The following is a 19,985-nucleotide window of genomic DNA, read 5'->3' on the forward strand; positions in this document are numbered from 1 at the left end:
CTTACCTTTGCGATATAAAGGTTGAGATTTTCCTTCAGCCCGCCAGGTTTCCAAACAAACCTAAGGATTGTACGGAACCTCACAACCCAACGAACTCCTGAAATAAAAAGGATAAAAACACTAAAACTCATCAAAATGAAAAAGATTAGCAGCATCTATTTCTTACTAGCAACCCTATTGTTAGTAGCATGCAAGGGCTCATCAAACTCCGGCCAGGACCCGGTAAGCCCCACCCAACCCAAGCTTATACTAACTACCGACAAGCACTCGATCGTAGCCGATGGTCAAGAAAAAGCGATGTTTCTTGTACGAGACGAAAACAACGAATTCTACACAAAACAAGCAACATTTACGGCTAATGGAGAAATACTAGAGAGGGCACAGTTTTCCACCACGACGCCCGGAGAATACAAAATCGTAGCTAAGGTAGGGGATGCCGTCTCCAACGAAATTATCATCACGGCTACCAAAGACGAAACCCTGGATGAGCCGAAAGACTTCAACCCCACTCCACGCGTCCTACTCGAAGACTGGACAGGCACTTGGTGTCAATATTGCCCTAGAGCCCATGCAATATTGGAAGACGCCGATAAGGATCCTAAGTTCGTGACCCTTGAGATTCACATAGGAAAAGGATCTGATCCTTTTGCAGTTGACGCATTGGCCAAGCCCCTCATGGCTTCTCAGAGCATCCAAGAATACCCAACAATTAGGGCTAATCGCATGTATTCTTCAAACACCAATTTTGAAGGAATCAAGAAGATGTTTGCCGACTTTACTACTCAGGTTGGTATCGCCATGGACGTGAAGCTCAAAGGGAACGATGTGGTAGCGAAAGTAAAAGTACGCCGCCAACCCGCCTTTACATCAGACGTTCGCCTCTGTATTGCTCTCTACGAAAACAATCTCCATGCCGATCAGAGAAATGCGGTTTTCCCCGACAAGGGCAATCCTATTAAGAACCAAAGATTTGACCACGTACTCCGCGATTTCTACCAGAAGGCTCCTCTAGGGATGGACATTAAGTTCAATGACAACATCCATATCGGCGAGTACACTTTCACGCCCGAGAGCGATTGGCAAAAAGAAAACCTTGGAGTTGTTGTTATGGTTCTAGACAAGAAAGGACGAGTTCTCAACTCTCAGTATGCCGATGTCAACAGTAGCAAAGGTTACTAATAACCGACCCCCTAGGTTATAATAATGAAAAGGCCCTCCTCAGCTAGCTGGGGAGGGCCTTTCGTTAGCTACGAAGTGCAGGTGGCTGCCCCTACTCCTCCCCACCCCCAATACTCACTTTTTTCACCCTCTTTTTTCCGAAGGGGGTGATTTTTTTATTATATTTGCCCATAGAAACACCGCCCATGACATAGTAGTTAGGAATCTTATTAATACGAATAAATAGGTTTAGTGCAATGAAAAGATCCTTACTCTTACTAACCCTCCTTGTAGGGTTCCTCGGGCTATTCCGGCCCGCTGTAGCACAGGCACAGAATGGCGAACGCATGCTCCTGTACACCAAGAGCGGAAAAGTCATTCCGTATCGTGTCCAACACCTTGATAGCATCAAGTTCCTAACGGATAACATAGATCTAGCACTTCATCCTCAAATTGCCCCAAGACCCGATGGTGCAACCGGAGCCATGAAGATGAACGTAGGCGCCGTGGGGCAAAATGTTCGACGTATTTCCTATGTACTTCTTGAGGCACATCAGACAGCAAAGATGGATGAGTATCAGAGTCTCCGACTATTCGATCCCGAAGAGGCAGCTCGTACTGGAGTGCAAATCTTTGAGGCAGAGGGGAACATGCAATACGACCTACCAAGCATGCAGCGAGGGTATAGCTATACGGCTCTCTTCTTGCCCTACGATGAGTTAGGTTGCCCCGGAGATGTTACGCGCGTCCGGTTCACCGTACCCCTAGGATCTCTCAAAGGAGCTCCCTCCATACAAGTGGACTTCTCCGAGGTGCAGGGCAATGGGTTCAAGGCGAAGATGACCCCCAATGGGGACGTTAAAGGCTACTTCTTCCTATGCGAAGAGACCAACAACCCTGCACGCAACCAGAAGATGCAGGAACTTGGGATCCCCGACTTGAAACACTATATAGTACAATTCGGGGTAGACCCTGAAACGGGGAAGCCATACGAAGGAGTAAAAGAAAAGACCTTTAGCGAACTGAAAAAGAATGTAGAGTATACCCTCTATGTGGTTCTAATTGACGCCGAAGGGCAATACTCCGATCTCTACGACACCTTTAAGGTGATTACAAAACCCAAGGGCACCTCCGAGACTGCATCCTGTACCATCGAAGTGACGGAGATTACCGAGCAAACGGCAACCATCATAACCACGCCCAATGTCAACACCTCAGCCTTTAGGAGAAGTATCTTCAAGAAGGGAACGAAGACAGAGGAAGAAATGCTCACATACTTGAGAGATACTCCAGAGACAGCCCAACTTCCCTTCTACACCGAGCCCCAGACACAAGTCTGGGAAGGACTAGATCCGGCAACCACCTACGTAGCCGTTGCCCTTGCTAGAAATGCAGACGACAAGTGGGGACCTCTTGTACGAAAAGAGTTCACCACCAAGGCACCTCAAGTGGAGCCCCAAATCCCTCTTGCATATGTAGCAGAATACAATCTCAACCAAGATGGCGATCATCTCGTTAGCACACAGGCGAGCGACGTCAGTGGGTTCTTCTCCTATGAGGAGGCCAAAACAAAAGCTCTCAAGACAACGATAGACGGTGTAAACTACCACCTTCCCTCTCAAGCCGAGTGGATGTCTATCATTCCTCTAGACAAGATCCCCATTGACTATATCAATTTTGCTGTAGCCTACGATCAGACGGATATCTCAGAAACAGTATCCGTAGCCGGAAAAGAAGTTACATCGACCAATGACTACCATGCCGCAGGCGATGGTATCGTATATGCCCTCCGCTATAAGGGGACAGAGCTTGTCTCCGCATGGCGCTACGAACTCATATCTAATGACGGAGATAGGCTCTTAAAGATCACAGCACGACCTCTAGAGACTCCTCTAGCCCTCACTGTCGAAGATATTGCCAAAGCCTCTTTCTGGACGGGAGAGAAAGAGATCGTAAGACAATTCCCCGCCTCGGGTATGGTTACCTCCTCCGGCTCGGTCGTACAAAAAGGGTCTGATGGCTACTTCTGGTCAGCGACCGACAATGGTCCCTTCTACGCTTGGGGCATGTTCTTTACCGACTCATCTTCTGACGTGGGGCGCTATATGAGCAGACTTAAGTGCTCGGTACGCCTATTTATAAACGCAGAATAAATAATACACCTTGCCCCTCTGAGAGAGCCCTATCCTTAGTCTTAACGGCCTACACCTTAAGCGAGATAAAGACTCTCTCCGAGGGTTTGTTTCCAAGAAATCAACCTCCCAATCAAACATAAATGAGTCGTATGAAAAACAGATATTCCTATTCCGCCATGAGAATGCTCCTCTTCTCTATTCTTTTAGGAGCAATCGGAAACGTTTCTCTTGCCCAAGCAACAGAACCCCCATTCAAAGAAGTCGTAAAAGAGGACTTCTCTCTCTGGACTGAAGGCAGCGAAACCACTCCACATAATAAAACAGAGGGAGGTAGCGCCAATAGTTACAACCTCAACTCTGCCATCATGCACCAGATCGGCTGGAAGGGCAACTTCGTCTATCAAGCAGGAGGGTGTGCTTACCTCAAACTGACCGACGACGGAGTGGCGGGGCACCTCCAGACCCCAGAGATGGCACTCTATGGGGTGGTAAAGATCACCTTCAGAGCAAAGCTCCTTCCCGGGAAACAATCAGAGGGAAAACTCTGGATTGCCCTATGTGACAACACTCAGGGGCCTGTAGACAACAAAGATGTAGACCTAACCACCGAGTGGCAACAGTACGAAATGGTGTCGGACAAGGCAACCTTCAACGACAAAAACATATTCCAGCTACAGCCGCTCGAGTGCGATATGCTTATTGATGATATTGTGGTAGAGAGGAAACAAACAACCCTCATTCCCCCAAACGCTCTCCCTCCACTCAATACCTCTTCCACCTCCTTTAAGGCAAGATGGGAAGCCTCTCCCGATGCAAAGAGCTACCTATTCTCGCTCTACTACCTCGACATGCCACAAGAGGTTATCCCGCCTACAACCATTATAGAAGGCTTTGATAGAATCAAGACCGATGACAATGGGAAAATAGACACAACTCAACCTAATTACCCCGATGGCTGGACCATCGACCTCTCCTCTCACGGCTCTCAAGATGTAATCCAAACTCAGGGAAACTTTCGCTCCTCCCCCCTTGCTTTGGTCTTCGATGCGGTAGACGATTCTATAGTATCACCCAAGACAATTGCACCCATCACGGAGCTATCCTTTTGGGTAAAGCCCACCTCCATAGAACAGGAGACAGACTACACCTACACTCTACTGGAGGTATCTGTACTCTCAGATGGCAAATGGGTAGCCATTGCCAACCTTCCCAATATGTGGATGCAAGAGCAGGGCGGGTACTATGTATTCAATAGCGGGGTATTGAAAAGTTACAACATAGAGCAGGTACGACTCAAACTCATTCAAAAGAATAGCGTCTCTTTTTATGTTGATAATATAACCTATACCTACGGCAGCAAACCCGTACCCTACTATATCCATAAAGATAAGGAACTGACGGCAACAGAGTACGAAGTCTCACAATACGATACTTCAAAGGAACACTACTACTACGTATGTGCCAAAGATGGAGACGCCATATCTGAGCGCACATACCCCACTTGGGTAGATGGGATCAGAGGAGTAAAACCAGCGGTACATGCAGCCTCTTCTGTCTCTGCAACATGCTATGTCGCCAATTGGGAGAAGATCTACAGCGCAGGCCTCTATCAGCTCAATAACTACAAGGATCTAATCCACAAACCAGACGCCCCCAAGCAGGAGATTCTCCACGAGACCTTCGATAATATTACCGTAGGGAGCTTGGAGGCTCCTGTTAAACCAGATGAGCAAGTCATCTTCCTAGCCAAAGGCGGACAAACAAAGACCGACTGGATTGCACAACTTCCCGCCTACGCCAAGGGCATGATGGGCGTTAAAGAGACCGCTCCATATAGCTCAACTGCAGGCTTGGTCGTATCTCCAGCTCTTTACCTCACTCCCGACAAGGGTGCTTTTGAAGTCTCTGTAAAAGCACACAGTACGGTGGATTGCGATACCCTCTTTGTGATGGTAATGAAAGAGTACACAGACAACAAAGTGGATGAATTTATGCGCATACCCTTCCCCGAGAAAGCAGGCGTAATCTCGTCCACAGTGCAGTTTGCTCCCCCTAAGGAACTCAACACAAGAGAGCGTATCCGCATCGGATTTATGAGCCTTAGAGGCAAACCTTTTTACATTGACGAGATGGCTGTTTTCCAAAACATCAACGAAGGGGAACACGGCTACGCTCCCTTCCAAACGAATTTTGTTGCCGACAACAACTTCTACGAGGTAAAGCATGGTCTTGATGGGCAGAATTTTGTGTACAACGTGGTCGCAACTCGCAATCGCATATACCAAGACTATGTCTCGGAGATCTCCGATTTCATGTCCGTTGCAAACCCCAATAATACAGCTCTCCTCGAGCCAAAGGTAACAGACGGGCTAATCGTACAACAAATAGAGGGCGGACTGATACTATCGGCAGACCGAGATACACTTCTTGCCATCTACGACCTTTCGGGTATCCTCATCTGCAAGGTACCTCTTCATGCCGGGGCACCCCGATTTACCTCTCTAGATAGGGGTGTTTACATCCTCCACACAACGGAGAAAAACTACAAGGCAATCGTCAGATAGGTAAAGAGACCTTATAAATCCTTCCTTTCTCGGCTCCGAGGAGGGGAACATCCGAGAGAGAGGGCGGCAGTGACTTGTGGGAAACTCCCATACAACTCCTGCCCCCTCTCTTTGTTTTTATCATCTCTTCCAAAATCCCCCCTCTATGGAAGTCGAAGAAAATCGCAGGCCTGCAACTTTTCCGCCGAACCAGGGCAAGAAATAAAAGTTTTTCGGCGAGAAAAAGAAAAAATCTCACCCAAAAAGGGACTCTCTTTCCAGCTGATTTCCAATCCAAAACCAGGCAACATTCCCCACCTTACTCGGCAGGATTCTTTTCCGCCCAGCTCTGCAATGGATTTGGGAGGATATAATATAAAGGGGAAATCCCCCTATTTTCTATACCTTTGCTCTCGTTGTAACACAAAGATCAAGGCATATTGCCGAAAATAAATTACACACATAACCACTCCCTACTCTTGCCCTACTCCAAGAAGACAACCGGAGTTTAGACTATCATCTCAAGAACAGAAATCATTATGAAGATATCTTTTTTACAACAGGGGATGCTTGCTGTCGCACTCACCTTTGGGCTCAGTGCAAGCTTAAGCAGCTGCATTAAGAACTCGCCTTCTAGCCCCCAAAAACAATACCCTCACTACCTAACCGAGTTTATAGAGCCAATAGACTTCGAACTCCAACCCGAATACCGAAACATTTCCATGCCGGAACCCCTCATCGGCATCACCCTAACTGATATAGAAGCAAATCGGGTAACCTTCTTCAATTACGATAAAAAGAACTCCAAAATCAGCAATTTTCTTTCCTCTATAGGGGATACAGCCTACCTTAATAGGACGGACTACGACCATCGCAGCACACGCATAAGAGGGATCATTTCTGTTCCAACAAATTTCGCAATTACATGCGATCATGATTATAGTTCGGAGCTAAAAGCAGGCTCCCTCCTAAACAATATAATGGCAATCCGATATCTGGATCATTTTAGATTTATCAAAAGGGGCTACCAATCGGAATCCTCCTTCACGCTATCGCCTCTAAACTTCCGCTACCTATACAGCGAGCTATTAGCGTCGGATCCCGAGTGGCACCTTATGATGAGGGGACATCCCAAATCTTGGAACGACAAGACTGTCCGCTTTACGATAAGCATGACATTTTCTTTGGAGAATGGCGAGAAAACCATTAGCCATAGCGTGGATGTAAAGTTCTCAGATCCGAGGAAATAATCGGAAAAAGAGATTGCTCCTCAGAATAAGGGGCTCTCTTCACCTCCAACTTTAAGGAGGAAAGTGAAGCTCTTTTTCTTTTCGTATGGTAGGCAAATGGGGGCTATCGTCTCTATTCTTGAGCAGAGTGGTATCAAGCGGGTGGAAAGAAAAATGTACCTTTGCAGGGCACAAAGAGGCAATAAGGCTCGGTAGCTTAGCTGAATAGAGCGTCAGATTCCGGTTCTGAAGGTCGTGGGTTTGAATCCCACCCGGGTCACATCCCCCTCGTGCGCCGCCCCCGCCCAAGGGGTTTTCTTGAGGCGAGGGCTTGCAGATTGAGATATAATATGTACCTTTGTGCCGCTTAAAGGGTTTCGGGGTGTAGCGCAGTCCGGTTAGCGCACCTGCTTTGGGAGCAGGGGGTCCCGCGTTCGAATCGCGGTACCCCGACAGACAAAAGATTGTGTATATCTTTGAGCATTTCATGCCGGGAAAGCAGCATTATCCAATCGAGGGTGATGCTGCTTTTCTTTTTATCAAGAGGAAAGAAAGGGTCTCCCTATCTAGGGTATTATTACCCTAGAATGTACTACCTTTGTAGGTGATTCTGAAGAGGAGCGGTGTAAATCCCTACCGGTGGTAATAGTCCACAACTCCCCTTTTTGGGAGCATCTAATAGCGGAGGCTCTTTATAGGGGGGACTGATATGGTGCAACTCCATAACCGACGGTTATAGTCCGGATGGTATTTGAATCTTAAGAGACCAACCTTTTGCCGTACAGGCGCATGGGTTAGGGCTCTGTCTTGGGTAGTTGCGACTCTCGCTCTAAGAGAGCCTTTGCACTATCTCCCAAATACCTCCGTCACTTCTATTTCCCTCTCCCCTCACGGATCAACAGTGAGTAAACTACAAATACACTAATGTGGAGATAAAATGAAAGAAGGGAACGACCTCGAGGTGGTAGAGCAACGCATTGCCGCTGCCATCCAAGCCCTCAAAGAGGGACGCGGCATCTTGCTTGTAGATGACGAAGACAGAGAAAACGAAGGTGATATTATCTACCCCACCTCCAATCTAACAGAGAAAAATGTTGCCCTCATGATACGCGAGTGCAGCGGTATTATTTGCGTATGTATGAAGGATAAGAAGTGCCAAGAGCTGGAGCTCCCGCCCATGGTGCAAAACAATACCTGCAAAAATCAAACCGCTTTTACCATCTCCATAGAGGCAAGAGAGGGCGTTACTACGGGTGTCTCGGCACGGGACCGTCTCTGCACCATCCAGACGGCAGCTCGCCCCGGTGCTCGCCCCGAAGACCTCGTTCACCCGGGGCATGTATTCCCCCTTCGTGCTCGTGAGAATGGCGTTTTGGAGCGTAGAGGGCACACCGAGGGCAGTATTGATATTGTACGTATTGCAGGTTTGGGAGATACCGCTGTACTCTGTGAGCTGACCAACGAAGACGGCACTATGGCTCGCCTCCCCGAGATCACGATCTTTGGAGAGAAGCATAATATGCCGGTACTTACCATCGAAGATATTGTGGCTTACCGCATAGCCCACAATATCTAATTCTGAGTATTCATCACTATTCTATTGAGCCGAGGGGCGTGTGAGAGTAAGGGCTTTTTGCTCCGTATGATGTACCTTTGTGGTCGTGTTAGAGAGAGCAATTAGTCCTTCTGCCCCCATGGCAGCTCACGACCTGCGTCGAGCCATAAATCTTTTAGGATCGCAAAAGAAACCTTTTCTTTTTGCCATCGATTTTGCCGTTCGCGAAGGCTGGATTTGGGATGAGCCATTGGCTCAGCAGGAAGTGCTTTTTAGGGTGGGCTCCTATACCAACGCCCCCCTTACAACCGAGCTTCCTCCACTCCCTCACCATCCCCTATTGGTCTCTCACCCCCTATCCGAGGAGTGCTACCAAGGCAAGTTTGCACGCATCCAAGAGGCGCTATCGAGGGGCGATTCATTTCTTGCCAACCTCACCATCTCTACCCCTATAGAGACACCTCTCACCCTCCCGGAGATATTTGCTCGAGCAGAAGCGCCCTATAAGCTGATGGTACCCGGGCGATTCGTCTCCTTCTCTCCAGAACGATTCATTCGCACCCAAGGGGGCTGCAAGACCATCGAAACGAACCCCATGAAGGGAACCATAGATGCCGCTACGCCCAACGCCCGAGAGCATATCCTACAAGATTATAAAGAGACTGCCGAGCATTACACCATCGTAGACCTGATGCGCAACGACCTTGCACGAGTTGCAACAAACGTGCGCGTGGAGGACTTCCGTTACATCGATCGGGTAAAGACACTTCAGGGCGAACTGCTACAGGTGAGTTCGCGGATTGCGGCCGACCTGCCCCCGGATGCCTCCGAACATTTGGGGGATATTCTATTCGAACTACTGCCCGCAGGCTCTATATCGGGCGCCCCCAAAGAGGCTACTCTACAAGCCATTGCAGAAGCCGAAGGCGAGCCACGAGGCTTTTATACCGGAGTATTCGGCTACTTCGATGGCAAGGATCTTGATACGGGGGTCCTGATTCGTTTTATTGCCGAGCATCCCGATGGCTCTCTCCACTACCACAGCGGAGGGGGTATTACCATCAACAGCCTTTGCCACGATGAGTACCGCGAGGCTATTGCCAAAGTTTACCTACCCTTTTTCTAAATGGAGCGTATGGAGGAGTTTATAGAGACCCTTCGCCTCGAGGAGGGAAAGGTACAATTGCAAGCCCTGCACCAAGCACGTATGGAGCGGACGGCCCGGGCCTTTGGGTTTACGTGTCCGGTCCTGCCGCCCTTGGAGCAGCTCTGCCCTGAGCCTCTCAGAAAGGGGAGAGTAAAGTGTCGCTTCGTCTATCGAGAGAGCATTCGTGAGCTAAGTTTTACTCCCTACACCCCACGAGTTATTCACACGTTTGCCCCTATGGCACTACCTGCAGGCTATAAATATTCCTACAAGAGCCTGGAGCGGGCGGTACTCAATCGCCTCAAGGCAGAATGCCCGGCGGACGAAGTGCTTTTAGTGGACAGCGAGGGGCGAATTACCGATTGCTCTTTTGCCAATCTTGCTCTCCGCCGAGAGGGACGATGGTACACCCCCGATACGCCTCTTTTGGAGGGGGTACAGCGACAATATCTCATCCAAGAGGGGCTACTCTCTCCCTGCACCATACGGGTTGCAGACCTAGGGGAATACGATCAAATCCTCCCCATCAATGCCATGCTCCCCCTACCTCTTTAAGACTCCTAATTATGATACAAATTGAGGATAAAATAGTGAGCCGAGACATCCTAGAGGTGCAGTTTGTTTGCGACTACGAGGCGTGTCGTGGGATATGCTGCGTAGAGGGCGATAGCGGAGCTCCCCTAGAGCATGCCGAAGCCATCACGATGCGACGCTTACTCCCCGAGGTAGAATCCCTGCTCAGCGCAGAGGCTTTGGAGGTAATCCGCACCAAGGGGATCAGCTACATAGATGCCTCGGGGGAGGAGGTAACTCAGCTCGTTAATGGACGAGATTGTGTCTTTACCACCTACGACGAGGAGGGGCGCTGCCTTTGTGCCTTTGAGAAGATTTATCGAGAAGGCAAGAGTATATTCCCCAAGCCCATCAGCTGCCATCTCTACCCCATCAGGGTACACAAATACAAGTACTCTACGGCACTTAATTACGACCGCTGGGAGATTTGCCGACCGGCCTGTGCCCTCGGCAAAAAACTAGGAGTACCCGTTTACAAAGCGCTCAAAGAGCCTCTTATACGAGCCTTTGGCGAAGAGTTTTTCCATCAATTAGAGGAGGCCGAACAGCTGCTCAACGAAATGCATCATTAATCACACCGCAAGCCGCAATGTCAAATCATCTAGAACAGATATTCTGTATCCTACTATTCTATGCTTTTGGGGAGGCACTTAGCATCCTCATTGGGCACTTTATCCCCGGGAGTGTCTTGGGTATGATATTCCTATTTGCCGGGCTAAGGGCAAATATTGTACGGCCTCACCAAGTGGAGAATGTGGCCTCTTTTCTCACCAAGAATATGGGAATTTTCTTTGTCCCTGCCGGAGTGGGATTGATCACGCAACTCGACCTGATTCGAAATTATTGGATCGCCATTGTGCTTTCTATGGTGCTCAGTACCGTACTTGTACTAGCCGTAGTGGCCTGGAGCGAACAAGCCATGGAACAACGTGCAGAAAAACGCAAACGACGTAAGGAGGGCTCCCTATGATGCAGCAAATTTTATCGAATCCCTATTTTACTTTACCCCTCACGCTAGGGATTTATCTCGGGGCACAATGGTTTTATCGTCGGGTACATTTCCCCCTCTTTCACCCCCTACTCGTAACCATTGGACTGCTCATAGGGCTGTTGCTTACCTTCTCAGTCCCCTACGAGAGTTACGAAAAGGGGAGTCACCTTCTCAGCTTCCTCCTAGGTCCCTCTGTGGTGGCCGTGGGCTACTTGCTCTACAAAGAGAGTGCCCACCTCAAGGGGCGTGTTGTTTTCATTCTCACCTCTGTTTTCGTGGGGGCAGTAGTGGGGATTGTAAGCGTCGTAGCCATCGCCTACCTATTTGGAGCCAGTAGAGCGATTGCAGCCTCCATGCAACCCAAATCGGTAACAACCCCTATTGCCATGGCTCTTGCAGAACAATCGGGAGGCATCCCGGCACTCACAGCCGTTGTGGTGGTTATTGCCGGCATCTTTGGAGGGCTCGTGAGTCCTCCCATTTTCCGCCTACTAAAGATTGAGAGTAAGATAGCCAAAGGGCTTGCCTTGGGGGCGTCGGCTCATGGTATGGGTACGCTCACCGCCATCCAATTAGGTACTGTAGAGGGGGCTATCGGAGGGCTTGCCATCGGGATTATGGGCTTCTTCACCTCCATACTTATCCCTCTTGCCGATAAGATTTTCTTCTATTTCTTCGGTTGATTTTAGCCTATCTCGCCCTCCCGAATAGACTACAAAAGGGGGCGATGCTGGCTGCGACGGAAGTTTCTTTCAGCCTCTCTTACATTGGGTTCTTCGCTGGGATGGAGCCAGCCGGCAAGCAGTCTCTGACGAATAAGGTCGATGGCCAATTCGGAGGGATGGACTAAGTCTCGAGCATAAAATCGGTAGTCTCGGAGTTCGTCCAGCATGATCTCGAAGGCAGGGAAGTAGTAGGCCCGGGATGGAAATGCGGCTTCTAACTGCTCAGCCGTACGCAGCAAATCGGCCTTACTTCGCATATTCTCTACAGCTCCATAGCTACGGTAGCGAATGGGGCTTACCGTAATAAGGAGGCGGAGTTGCTCATTCTGATGCAGAATAGGGGTGAGAGCCTCAAGAAGAGCTTGAGTAGATTGCTCGGCACTCAAACGCAGTTGGCGAAAATCTCCGGCAGGGCGTTTGTGACAATTCGCCACCACTTCGCCCGTCTCCCTTAGCTCGTAGTAGAAAGAGGTACCGAGGGTTAAGAAAAGCCAATTGCCCCTCAAAAGCTTCTCCCGCCCCTCCTCAAGATCGCGATTCATCTGCTCTAGAGCAACGCTCTCTTGAGTGCCGGAATAGCGGCTATGATGCATAAAACTTCTATACCGCTCCCCATCGTAAAATAGGTGCTGAGGGGTAAAATGGAAAGACTCATCCGCAAGAATATTGAGCGCCCTAGCTAGAGATAAAGGGTTATAGAGGGTGCCAAAAGGATTTACCGAGATGTCAAATTGATGCTGAAGTAGCCAATTGCCAATATTATCGCTAAAGCAAGAGCCGAGGGAAAGTAGCCCATGACTGTATCGCGCCCTACTCTCTAGAGGGATCCCTTGCCAAGAGACTTCGGTAAAGAACTCATTCTTCATCTTAGGGAGCAAATGGGGGAGAAGGAAATCCCTAGAGGGTTAGCTCTCGCACTTCGTCCCCTTGGATCATGAAAAACAGAGGCAATCTTTGCACTCCATAACTAGAGGCAGTGCGCCCCTCCGGATCCCAAGTATTGATCCAAGGTAGGGTGCGAACGGACTGCAACCACAAGGTTTTATCCTGATCCAAAGAGACGAGAAAGATCTCCAAACCGGCCCCTTTTTCCCGCTCATAAATACTGCGCAAGCGAGAGATGATGGAGGGAGCCTCCTCTGCGCCTAAGGCTATAAATCCGAGAATAACTTTGGGATGATGGGCTGCAACATCGGCAAGCGAACGCTCCACCCCATTGCTATCGAATAAGTGAATCGGAGGGAAGGCCATCTCCGTGGCTTTCGAGATAAGCTCCTGCTCACGGACCTGTTGTGTTTGGGCTTTCGACTTAATAGCCATCCCCAAAAGGGCTTTCTCCTTGAGCACCGGTGTGTAAACGCTATTGGGTCGGAAGGTCTCAAAAGCCGTTGCCACAGCCCCATAGGCCTGGATATCATCCTTACGGCCCGACTCGGGGAAGAAGAGAGGAATATTGAAAGGCGCCTGCAAAAGGGCTACAATCGCCGCCATACTACGAGGCTGAGCATAGATATAGTCTTGGAGCAAATGCTGGCGGAGATTCGATACGAGCGAGTCTAGTGTCGCTATATCTCGCGTCTGGCGAGTCTCCTCCTCAAAGGCACGCACCTCCTGCTGTATGGTGTAGATCGCCTTGTTTTCTTCATCTGCATTTGCAAACTCAAAAGGCAGTGCATTACCCGCCTTAGAGGGCATAATCTGCAATTGTGTACTACTATCGGCCGAGAAATAGAGCGAACCAAGCGAGGTGGAGAGCTGATAGAGTTTGGCATTGCCACTTGCCGCATGGTGGAGCGTAAAGCGACCCTTCTCAATCTTAACAGAGTCCACGAGTTGGGGCGCTCCCACCACTTCGTAGAGGTAGAGCATAGAGTTGAGGGTATCGGTAAGCTCCCCACGGACACTAAACTGATGACCGCTCTGCCTGCAAGCAGACAAAAGGAGAAGGAGCATGAAGCCTCCTACAAGATGAGTGAAGCGTCTATTCATATTTTGAGTACAACTTATTTCCCTTTTACAATCATACCACTCCCGAAGCAAAGACGGCTCTCGGTGTCGTAGATTACAGCGTATTGCCCGGGAGCAATACCCTGGATGGGGGTCTCGCTTATGATGTGATACCCCTTTTCGAGGCGGCGGATAGTAGCCCGAACGAACTCGGGAGTATGTCGGATCTTGAGCGTAATAGGCACCACTTGCGCCCCCTCTTTATTGCCAACAGCCCCCTCGGGAGCAAAGAGATCTTCGGTGATAAAATCGAACTTATCCACAAAAATCTCGGTGCCATACTGGGTAAGCGGGTCATACCCCCGGCTCACAAGTATGATGTTTCGTTTGCAGTCTTTCTTTACCACGAACCAGGGTCCACCACTAAGCCCCAGGCCTTTGCGTTGCCCGATAGTGTGGAACCAAAAGCCTTGATGTGTACCCAGCGTTTTGCCCGTTTCGTACTCAATGATACGGCCGGGGCGCTTGCCTAGGTAACGCTCGATAAAGTCGTTGTAATTGATTTTTCCCAAGAAACAAATGCCCTGACTATCCTTGCGGTGGGCATTGGCCAAGCCTGCCTCCTCCGCCACCATACGCACCTGCTGCTTAGTAAGGCACCCTAGGGGAAAGAGGAGCTTGGATATTTGTTTGAAATTGATCTGGGCAAGGAAATCGGTTTGATCCTTTACAGGATCGGGGGCGGTAGCGAGAAATGTTTTCCCATCCACCCGAGCCGTAGAGGCATAGTGCCCCGTGGCAATATAGTCGTATTGGTGCCCCACACGCTCCTCGAAGACCCCAAACTTGATGAGTTTGTTGCACATCATATCGGGGTTGGGGGTCAATCCCTGACGCACACTCTCTATTGTGTACTTTACCACGCGCTCCCAATACTCCTTGTGCAGGTCTATCACCTCATAGTGCAATTGGTACTTGCGAGCCAGAAGGGTAACCATCTCCATATCCTCCTCGGCAGGGCAATCAATAAAGCCCTCCTCATCTTCCATCCCAATACGGATGTAAAACAGATCGGGACGAAAGCCGGCTTGTAGCAATAGATGCACCGCAACCGAGCTATCAACGCCACCCGACGCCAAAACGGCGATAGAAGCATCGCGCGGAACCTCTTGCAGAGTTTCGGGCAGGGGATAAGTAGAGAGAGTCATTCGGGAGTAGTTACATTCTCTCGGGCATTTCGATACCCAATAGATCCATAGCTCGGACAATAATGTCGGCTACAATACGGCTAATATAGAGGCGAGTATGACGTATCGAATCGTCCTCCTCACGCAGCACGGGACAATCGTGATAGAACGAATTGTACCCCTTTACCAGCTCGTATACATAGTTGGCAATAAGGGCGGGGCTGAAGCTCTTCCCAGCCTCTGCCACAATAGAGGGATACTCAGAGAGTTGGCGGATAAGGGCAACTTCGCGATCGGAATGAGCATTGTCTAACCGAACGGCTGCCTCAGAAGTAAGCGGAGCCTCGGGGGCCTCGCCGGCTACACGCGCCTTCTCTACAAGAGAGCGGATACGGGCATACGTGTACTGAATGAACGATGCCGTATTGCCGTTAAAGTCCACAGACTCTTCGGGATTGAAGGTCATATTCTTGCGCGGATCTACCTTGAGGATAAAGTATTTGAGAGCACCTAAGCCCACACGGCGGGCTACCTCCTGCATCTCGTCTTCGGGGAGGAGAGCTGCACGCCCTGCCTCTTGAGCGATGGCTCGTGCCGAGGCAATCATTTCGTCCATTAGGTCGTCGGCATCCACCACCGTACCCTCACGGCTCTTCATCTTACCGTTGGGTAGCTCCACCATTCCGTAGCTAAAGTGCACAAGGCTCTTGCCAAAAGAGAATCCCAAACGATCGAGAAGGATGGAGAGCACCTTGAAGTGGTACTCTTGCTCATTGCCCACAACGTAAATCATTTGGTCGATGGGATAGGTCTCGTAACGCATCTTGGCGGTACCGATATCCTGGGTCATGTACACAGACGTACCATCGGAGCGGAGTAGGATCTTTTCGTCCAAACCATCGGCCGTTAGGTCTGCCCACACACTACCATCTTCGTGCTTTACAAAAAGGCCTTCGTCCAAACCACGGAGCACTTCTGCTTTCCCTTTGAGGTAGGTTTCACTCTCGTAGTAAATCTTATCGAAGTCAACGCCCAAACGGCGATAGGTCTCATCGAAACCATCGTACACCCATTGGTTCATCATGCGCCAGAGGGCAAGCACCTCTTCGTCTCCGGCCTCCCAGCGGCGGAGCAGGTCTCGAGCCTCTACCATAGAGGGGGCTTTCGCCTCGGCCTCTTCCTTGGTCATACCTTGAGCCATGAGGTCTGCCACCTCGGCTTTGTAGTGCTTATCAAAAGCAACATAGAAGTCTCCTACCAAGTGATCGCCCTTCTTACCGGCACTCTCGGGCGTAATGCCATTGCCCCACTTCTGCCACGCAAGCATAGATTTGCAGATGTGGATACCCCTATCATTTACGATATTGGTCTTTACCACTCGCTTTCCGTTGGCTGTAAGGATGCGCGCAAGGCTATTCCCCAACAGGTTGTTGCGGACATGCCCTAGGTGCAAAGGCTTATTGGTGTTGGGGGAAGAGTATTCCACCATTACAAGGGGCGATTGCTCTGTTACGGCGGTATGCCCCCATGCGCTGTCGCCATCGATTGTACTCAAAAGCTCAAGCCAAAGAGCCGTAGAGAGGCTCAAGTTAAGGAACCCCTTTACCACATTAAAATCGGTAATCCAGGGATATTCGGCCTTGAGGGCAGTACCAATCTCGGTAGCCGTATCCTCAGGCTTCTTGCGAGAGAGCTTGAGTAGAGGGAATACAACAAGGGTATAATGCCCTGCAAACTCGGCCCTCGTTTTTTGTATTTGGATTTGATCCGGACTCGGGGTTGCGCCGTAAAGCTTCCCCAATGTACTAGTAATAGCTTGATTGAGTGATTCGATGGGAGACATCTTTATATAGGGATGTATAGTTCGTTGTTACCTACTTAGTTTTGTGGAACAAAGTTACGAAATTCTACCTGCAGGGCAAGAAGCACCCTTGAGGAGGGCTGAAATATCCTCAAAACCGAGAGGGAGGAAAGAAGTGGACGAGGAGTCTTATTTGGCCAGAAGGGCTACAAGCTTTGCCACCCCTTCGGAAGCCGTAGATTGTATAAAGACAATATCCTTTCGATAAGAACTCTCCACCGGCTTAGGATCTATCAGATAAATAGGCGTAGAGCGAGGCACATAAGCGAGAAGACCTGCCGCAGGATAAACGTTGAGCGAGGTACCAATCACCACAAAACAATCTGCTTGACAAACCGCCTCTGCCGCCGGGACAATCATGGGCACAGCCTCGCCAAACCAAACAATGAAGGGACGCAACTGACTGCCATCGGGGGCAAGATCTCCCACCTTGATCTCGGGATGCTCCATATCCACGGGGTAGGTAATATCGGGATGGGCAACGGAGCAGTTTTTCAAGATCTCCCCATGCAAATGGATCACGTGCCGACTACCGGCTCGCTCGTGCAAATCGTCGATATTTTGGGTTATGATGGTCATCTCCCACTCCTCTTGCAATGCAGCCAAAGCATAGTGACCGGCGTTGGGCTCGCAACCCATGAAGTCTCGCCGCCGCGCTGTATAAAAGTCGAGTACCAACTGAGGATTCTCACGAAATCCCTCTATGGAAGCTACCTTCTGTACGGGATAATGCTCCCACAAACCGTCGCTGTCTCGGAATGTCGATATGCCACTCTCGGCACTCATCCCGGCCCCTGTGAGGACTACCAAACGCTTCTTTCCCATAGTATCTTGCTTATTCTTTTGTGATATAACACAAAGATAATTGATAACTGCTAGGCAGCAAAAGAAAAACCCCACACCCAGGATTTCTCCCGAGCGAGGGGTCACAAAATCGTTCCTCCTCCCCTCACAAAGAAGGGAGGAAGCGGAGTTTACTATTAGTTGTTCTCGTCGAGTTGATCGCGAAGAGCGGCAAGAGCACCAAGATCGCCAAGTGTAGCCTTTTCTACAGGAGCCTGAGCTGCTGTTTCTTCTGCACGACGAGCGGGCTTGCGTTCTGCGCCTTCAGAAGCGCGTTCGCTGCGTTGCTTGTCTTCGAATGTACGGCTGTGCGATACAATGATACGATGCTTGTCTTTGTTGAACTCAAGAACCTTGAAGGGGAGCTTTTCGTCTACTTGAGCCTTAGAGCCATCCTCTTTTACAAGGTGCTTTTGAGTAGCAAAACCTTCGATTCCATAGGGGAGAGCCACAACAGCACCCTTATTGTCGATGATTTCTGTGATCACACCTTCGTGGATAGAGCCTACCGTAAAGGTATCTTCAAAAGCATCCCAAGGATTTTCTTCGGTCTGCTTGTGACCAAGGCTGAGACGACGATTTTCTTTGTCGATCTCCAAAACTTCAACTTCGATCATCGCACCGATTTCGGTTACTTCGCTGGGGTGCTTTACCTTCTTAGTCCAAGAGAGGTCGCTGAGGTGGATAAGACCATCTACGCCTTCTTCAATTTCTACGAATACACCGAAGTTTGTGAAGTTGCGAACCTTAGCCTGATGACGAGAGCCTACAGGGTAGCGTTCTTCGATATCTGCCCAGGGGTCGGGAGTGAGTTGCTTCATACCGAGGCTCATCTTGCGCTCTTCGCGGTCGAGAGTGAGTATTACAGCTTCTACTTCTTCGCCTACCTTAAGGAAATCTTGTGCGCTGCGGAGGTGCTGAGCCCAAGACATTTCGCTTACATGGATAAGACCTTCGATACCGGGAGCGATCTCTACAAATGCGCCGTAATCCGTGATAAGTTCCACCTTACCCTTGAGTACATCCCCAGGTTTGAGGTTGGGGTCGAGGTTATCCCAGGGGTTGGGAGTGAGCTGCTTGAGACCAAGAGCGATACGCGTCTTGTTTTCATCGAAGTCGAGGATTACTACATTGATCTTCTGATCAAGCTCTACCACTTCGCTGGGGTGCGATACGCGTTCCCAAGAGAGGTCGGTAATATGGATAAGACCATCTACACCACCAAGATCTACAAACACACCGAAAGGAAGGATGTTCTTAACCGTACCTTCGAGTACTTGACCCTTTTCGAGTTTGCTGATAATGTCGCGTTTTTGTTGCTCAAGCTCGGCTTCTACCAAGATCTTGTGCGATACAACCACATTCTTTTGCTCTTGATTGATCTTTACGATCTTGAACTCCATTGTCTTGTCAATGAGAGCATCGTAGTCACGGATGGGGCGAACATCGATCTGTGAACCGGGGAGGAAAGCTTCCACGCCAAACACGTCCACAATCATACCGCCCTTGGTGCGGCTCTTGATAAAACCAAGGATAACTTCGTCCTTTTCTTGAGCTTCGTTGATACGCTCCCAGGCACGTTCGAGACGAGCCTGACGGTGAGAGAGTACGAGTGCGCCGGAGCGGTCTTCTTGACTGATCACGTACACTTCTACTTCGTCGCCGATCTTAAGGTCTTGATTGTAACGGAACTCTGTGTAAGGAACTGCGCCCAACGACTTGTAACCTACGTCTACAAGCACTTCACGGATAGTCTTATCGTTCTTTACGAACTCAACTACCTTACCAATAACTACCTCATTAACTTTGAGAGAGTTAAGGGTTTCTTCATACTTAGCTTCTTGCTCTTTGCGGGCAGCCTCGCTTAGGGTCGTCCCTTTTTCATACATCCCCCAGTCGAAATCTGGATTGGGTGTAAGATGTTCTTGATTGCTCATCAATAATTAATGCGATGGATCTAAACTGTTATACTTAAACTAATACACACTGCCCTACCCTCAGCGGACTCCTACCCAAGCGCCCATCGCAAACGCCTACCGCAAGAACCCTGCATGTGTAGAGACACGTGCTCGGCAAAGGTACAAATAATTC

At 49.6% G+C, this 19,985-nt stretch carries 16 protein-coding genes, 2 tRNA genes and 1 riboswitch; of the genes, 12 read left to right on the forward strand and 6 right to left on the reverse strand.

The window, feature by feature from the left end:
• Nucleotides 1–135 precede the first annotated feature (135 nt).
• From Q0090_RS06290 to Q0090_RS06345, 12 genes are all read left to right on the forward strand, one after another.
• Entirely contained in the window at nt 136–1,179 is a 1,044-nt protein-coding gene (locus tag Q0090_RS06290) for an Omp28-related outer membrane protein (protein ID WP_297948820.1), read from the forward strand.
• Between the two features lie 236 nt (nt 1,180–1,415).
• Nucleotides 1,416–3,311: a hypothetical protein gene (locus tag Q0090_RS06295; RefSeq protein WP_297948822.1), complete on the forward strand. Its 1,896-nt coding sequence runs from the start codon at nt 1,416–1,418 to the stop codon at nt 3,309–3,311.
• A gap of 131 nt (nt 3,312–3,442) precedes the next feature.
• Complete coding sequence (locus tag Q0090_RS06300) at nt 3,443–5,857, forward strand: T9SS C-terminal target domain-containing protein (RefSeq protein ID WP_297948824.1); 2,415 nt, start codon at nt 3,443–3,445, stop codon at nt 5,855–5,857.
• Nucleotides 5,858–6,375: 518 nt separating this feature from the next.
• Complete coding sequence (locus Q0090_RS06305; RefSeq protein WP_297948826.1) at nt 6,376–7,086, forward strand: hypothetical protein; 711 nt, start codon at nt 6,376–6,378, stop codon at nt 7,084–7,086.
• A gap of 185 nt (nt 7,087–7,271) precedes the next feature.
• Nucleotides 7,272–7,345, forward strand: a tRNA-Arg gene (locus Q0090_RS06310).
• Nucleotides 7,346–7,443: 98 nt separating this feature from the next.
• Nucleotides 7,444–7,518 (forward strand) — tRNA-Pro (locus tag Q0090_RS06315).
• Between the two features lie 151 nt (nt 7,519–7,669).
• Nucleotides 7,670–7,825: riboswitch (FMN riboswitch) on the forward strand.
• A gap of 177 nt (nt 7,826–8,002) precedes the next feature.
• A complete protein-coding gene (gene ribB / locus Q0090_RS06320; RefSeq protein ID WP_297948828.1) occupies nt 8,003–8,641 on the forward strand; it encodes a 3,4-dihydroxy-2-butanone-4-phosphate synthase in 639 nt (212 codons plus the stop codon).
• Nucleotides 8,642–8,759: 118 nt separating this feature from the next.
• Nucleotides 8,760–9,746, forward strand: a complete 987-nt coding sequence (locus Q0090_RS06325; protein ID WP_297948830.1) for an aminodeoxychorismate synthase component I — start codon at nt 8,760–8,762, stop codon at nt 9,744–9,746.
• Between the two features lie 9 nt (nt 9,747–9,755).
• On the forward strand, nt 9,756–10,322 hold the full coding sequence (locus Q0090_RS06330) for an aminotransferase class IV (RefSeq protein WP_297948832.1): 567 nt from the start codon (nt 9,756–9,758) through the stop codon (nt 10,320–10,322).
• Between the two features lie 11 nt (nt 10,323–10,333).
• The gene (locus Q0090_RS06335) at nt 10,334–10,912 is read left to right on the forward strand and encodes a DUF3109 family protein (RefSeq protein WP_297948834.1); all 579 of its coding nucleotides are present in this window, start codon (nt 10,334–10,336) and stop codon (nt 10,910–10,912) included.
• Between the two features lie 17 nt (nt 10,913–10,929).
• Nucleotides 10,930–11,310 (forward strand): CidA/LrgA family protein, encoded by a 381-nt coding sequence (locus Q0090_RS06340; RefSeq protein ID WP_297948836.1) that lies wholly within the window; start codon nt 10,930–10,932, stop codon nt 11,308–11,310.
• A complete protein-coding gene (locus Q0090_RS06345; RefSeq protein ID WP_297948838.1) occupies nt 11,307–12,014 on the forward strand; it encodes an LrgB family protein in 708 nt (235 codons plus the stop codon). The genes Q0090_RS06340 and Q0090_RS06345 overlap by 4 nt, the downstream gene beginning before the upstream one ends.
• 29 nt (nt 12,015–12,043) lie before the next feature.
• Here the strand turns inward: Q0090_RS06345 and Q0090_RS06350 are convergent, their stop codons facing one another.
• From Q0090_RS06350 to rpsA, 6 genes are all read right to left on the reverse strand, one after another.
• Nucleotides 12,044–12,922: a GSCFA domain-containing protein gene (locus Q0090_RS06350; protein ID WP_297948840.1), complete on the reverse strand. Its 879-nt coding sequence runs from the start codon at nt 12,920–12,922 to the stop codon at nt 12,044–12,046.
• Between the two features lie 31 nt (nt 12,923–12,953).
• Nucleotides 12,954–14,045: a hypothetical protein gene (locus tag Q0090_RS06355; RefSeq protein WP_297948842.1), complete on the reverse strand. Its 1,092-nt coding sequence runs from the start codon at nt 14,043–14,045 to the stop codon at nt 12,954–12,956.
• Nucleotides 14,046–14,059: 14 nt separating this feature from the next.
• Nucleotides 14,060–15,211, reverse strand: a complete 1,152-nt coding sequence (gene mnmA, locus Q0090_RS06360; protein ID WP_297948844.1) for a tRNA 2-thiouridine(34) synthase MnmA — start codon at nt 15,209–15,211, stop codon at nt 14,060–14,062.
• A 10-nt stretch (nt 15,212–15,221) separates the two neighbouring features.
• The gene (gene argS, locus Q0090_RS06365) at nt 15,222–17,033 is read right to left on the reverse strand and encodes an arginine--tRNA ligase (protein ID WP_297948846.1); all 1,812 of its coding nucleotides are present in this window, start codon (nt 17,031–17,033) and stop codon (nt 15,222–15,224) included.
• Between the two features lie 147 nt (nt 17,034–17,180).
• Complete coding sequence (locus tag Q0090_RS06370) at nt 17,181–17,876, reverse strand: NAD-dependent deacylase (protein ID WP_297948848.1); 696 nt, start codon at nt 17,874–17,876, stop codon at nt 17,181–17,183.
• A 155-nt stretch (nt 17,877–18,031) separates the two neighbouring features.
• Nucleotides 18,032–19,831 carry a 30S ribosomal protein S1 gene (rpsA, locus tag Q0090_RS06375; RefSeq protein WP_297948850.1) on the reverse strand — a complete coding sequence of 600 codons (1,800 nt, stop codon included), beginning with the start codon at nt 19,829–19,831 and terminating at the stop codon, nt 18,032–18,034.
• Between the last annotated feature and the right edge of the window lie 154 nt (nt 19,832–19,985).

Origin of the sequence: uncultured Porphyromonas sp., from assembly GCF_938023125.1 — a bacterium.
In the GTDB taxonomy this organism is placed as follows: Bacteria; Bacteroidota; Bacteroidia; order Bacteroidales; family Porphyromonadaceae; genus Porphyromonas.

Bases quoted from the DNA above. Each gene is read 5' to 3' on its own strand.
- mnmA (WP_297948844.1), bottom strand. From the start codon at position 15,211: ATGACTCTCTCTACTTATCCCCTGCCCGAAACTCTGCAAGAGGTTCCG.
- Q0090_RS06370 (WP_297948848.1), bottom strand. From the start codon at position 17,876: ATGGGAAAGAAGCGTTTGGTAGTCCTCACAGGGGCCGGGATGAGTGCC.
- Q0090_RS06345 (WP_297948838.1), top strand. From the start codon at position 11,307: ATGATGCAGCAAATTTTATCGAATCCCTATTTTACTTTACCCCTCACG.
- Q0090_RS06290 (WP_297948820.1), top strand. From the start codon at position 136: ATGAAAAAGATTAGCAGCATCTATTTCTTACTAGCAACCCTATTGTTA.
- Q0090_RS06350 (WP_297948840.1), bottom strand. From the start codon at position 12,922: ATGAAGAATGAGTTCTTTACCGAAGTCTCTTGGCAAGGGATCCCTCTA.
- Q0090_RS06295 (WP_297948822.1), top strand. From the start codon at position 1,416: ATGAAAAGATCCTTACTCTTACTAACCCTCCTTGTAGGGTTCCTCGGG.
- Q0090_RS06355 (WP_297948842.1), bottom strand. From the start codon at position 14,045: ATGAATAGACGCTTCACTCATCTTGTAGGAGGCTTCATGCTCCTTCTC.
- Q0090_RS06335 (WP_297948834.1), top strand. From the start codon at position 10,334: ATGATACAAATTGAGGATAAAATAGTGAGCCGAGACATCCTAGAGGTG.
- Q0090_RS06325 (WP_297948830.1), top strand. From the start codon at position 8,760: ATGGCAGCTCACGACCTGCGTCGAGCCATAAATCTTTTAGGATCGCAA.
- rpsA (WP_297948850.1), bottom strand. From the start codon at position 19,831: ATGAGCAATCAAGAACATCTTACACCCAATCCAGATTTCGACTGGGGG.
- ribB (WP_297948828.1), top strand. From the start codon at position 8,003: ATGAAAGAAGGGAACGACCTCGAGGTGGTAGAGCAACGCATTGCCGCT.
- argS (WP_297948846.1), bottom strand. From the start codon at position 17,033: ATGTCTCCCATCGAATCACTCAATCAAGCTATTACTAGTACATTGGGG.
- Q0090_RS06340 (WP_297948836.1), top strand. From the start codon at position 10,930: ATGTCAAATCATCTAGAACAGATATTCTGTATCCTACTATTCTATGCT.
- Q0090_RS06305 (WP_297948826.1), top strand. From the start codon at position 6,376: ATGAAGATATCTTTTTTACAACAGGGGATGCTTGCTGTCGCACTCACC.
- Q0090_RS06300 (WP_297948824.1), top strand. From the start codon at position 3,443: ATGAAAAACAGATATTCCTATTCCGCCATGAGAATGCTCCTCTTCTCT.
- Q0090_RS06330 (WP_297948832.1), top strand. From the start codon at position 9,756: ATGGAGGAGTTTATAGAGACCCTTCGCCTCGAGGAGGGAAAGGTACAA.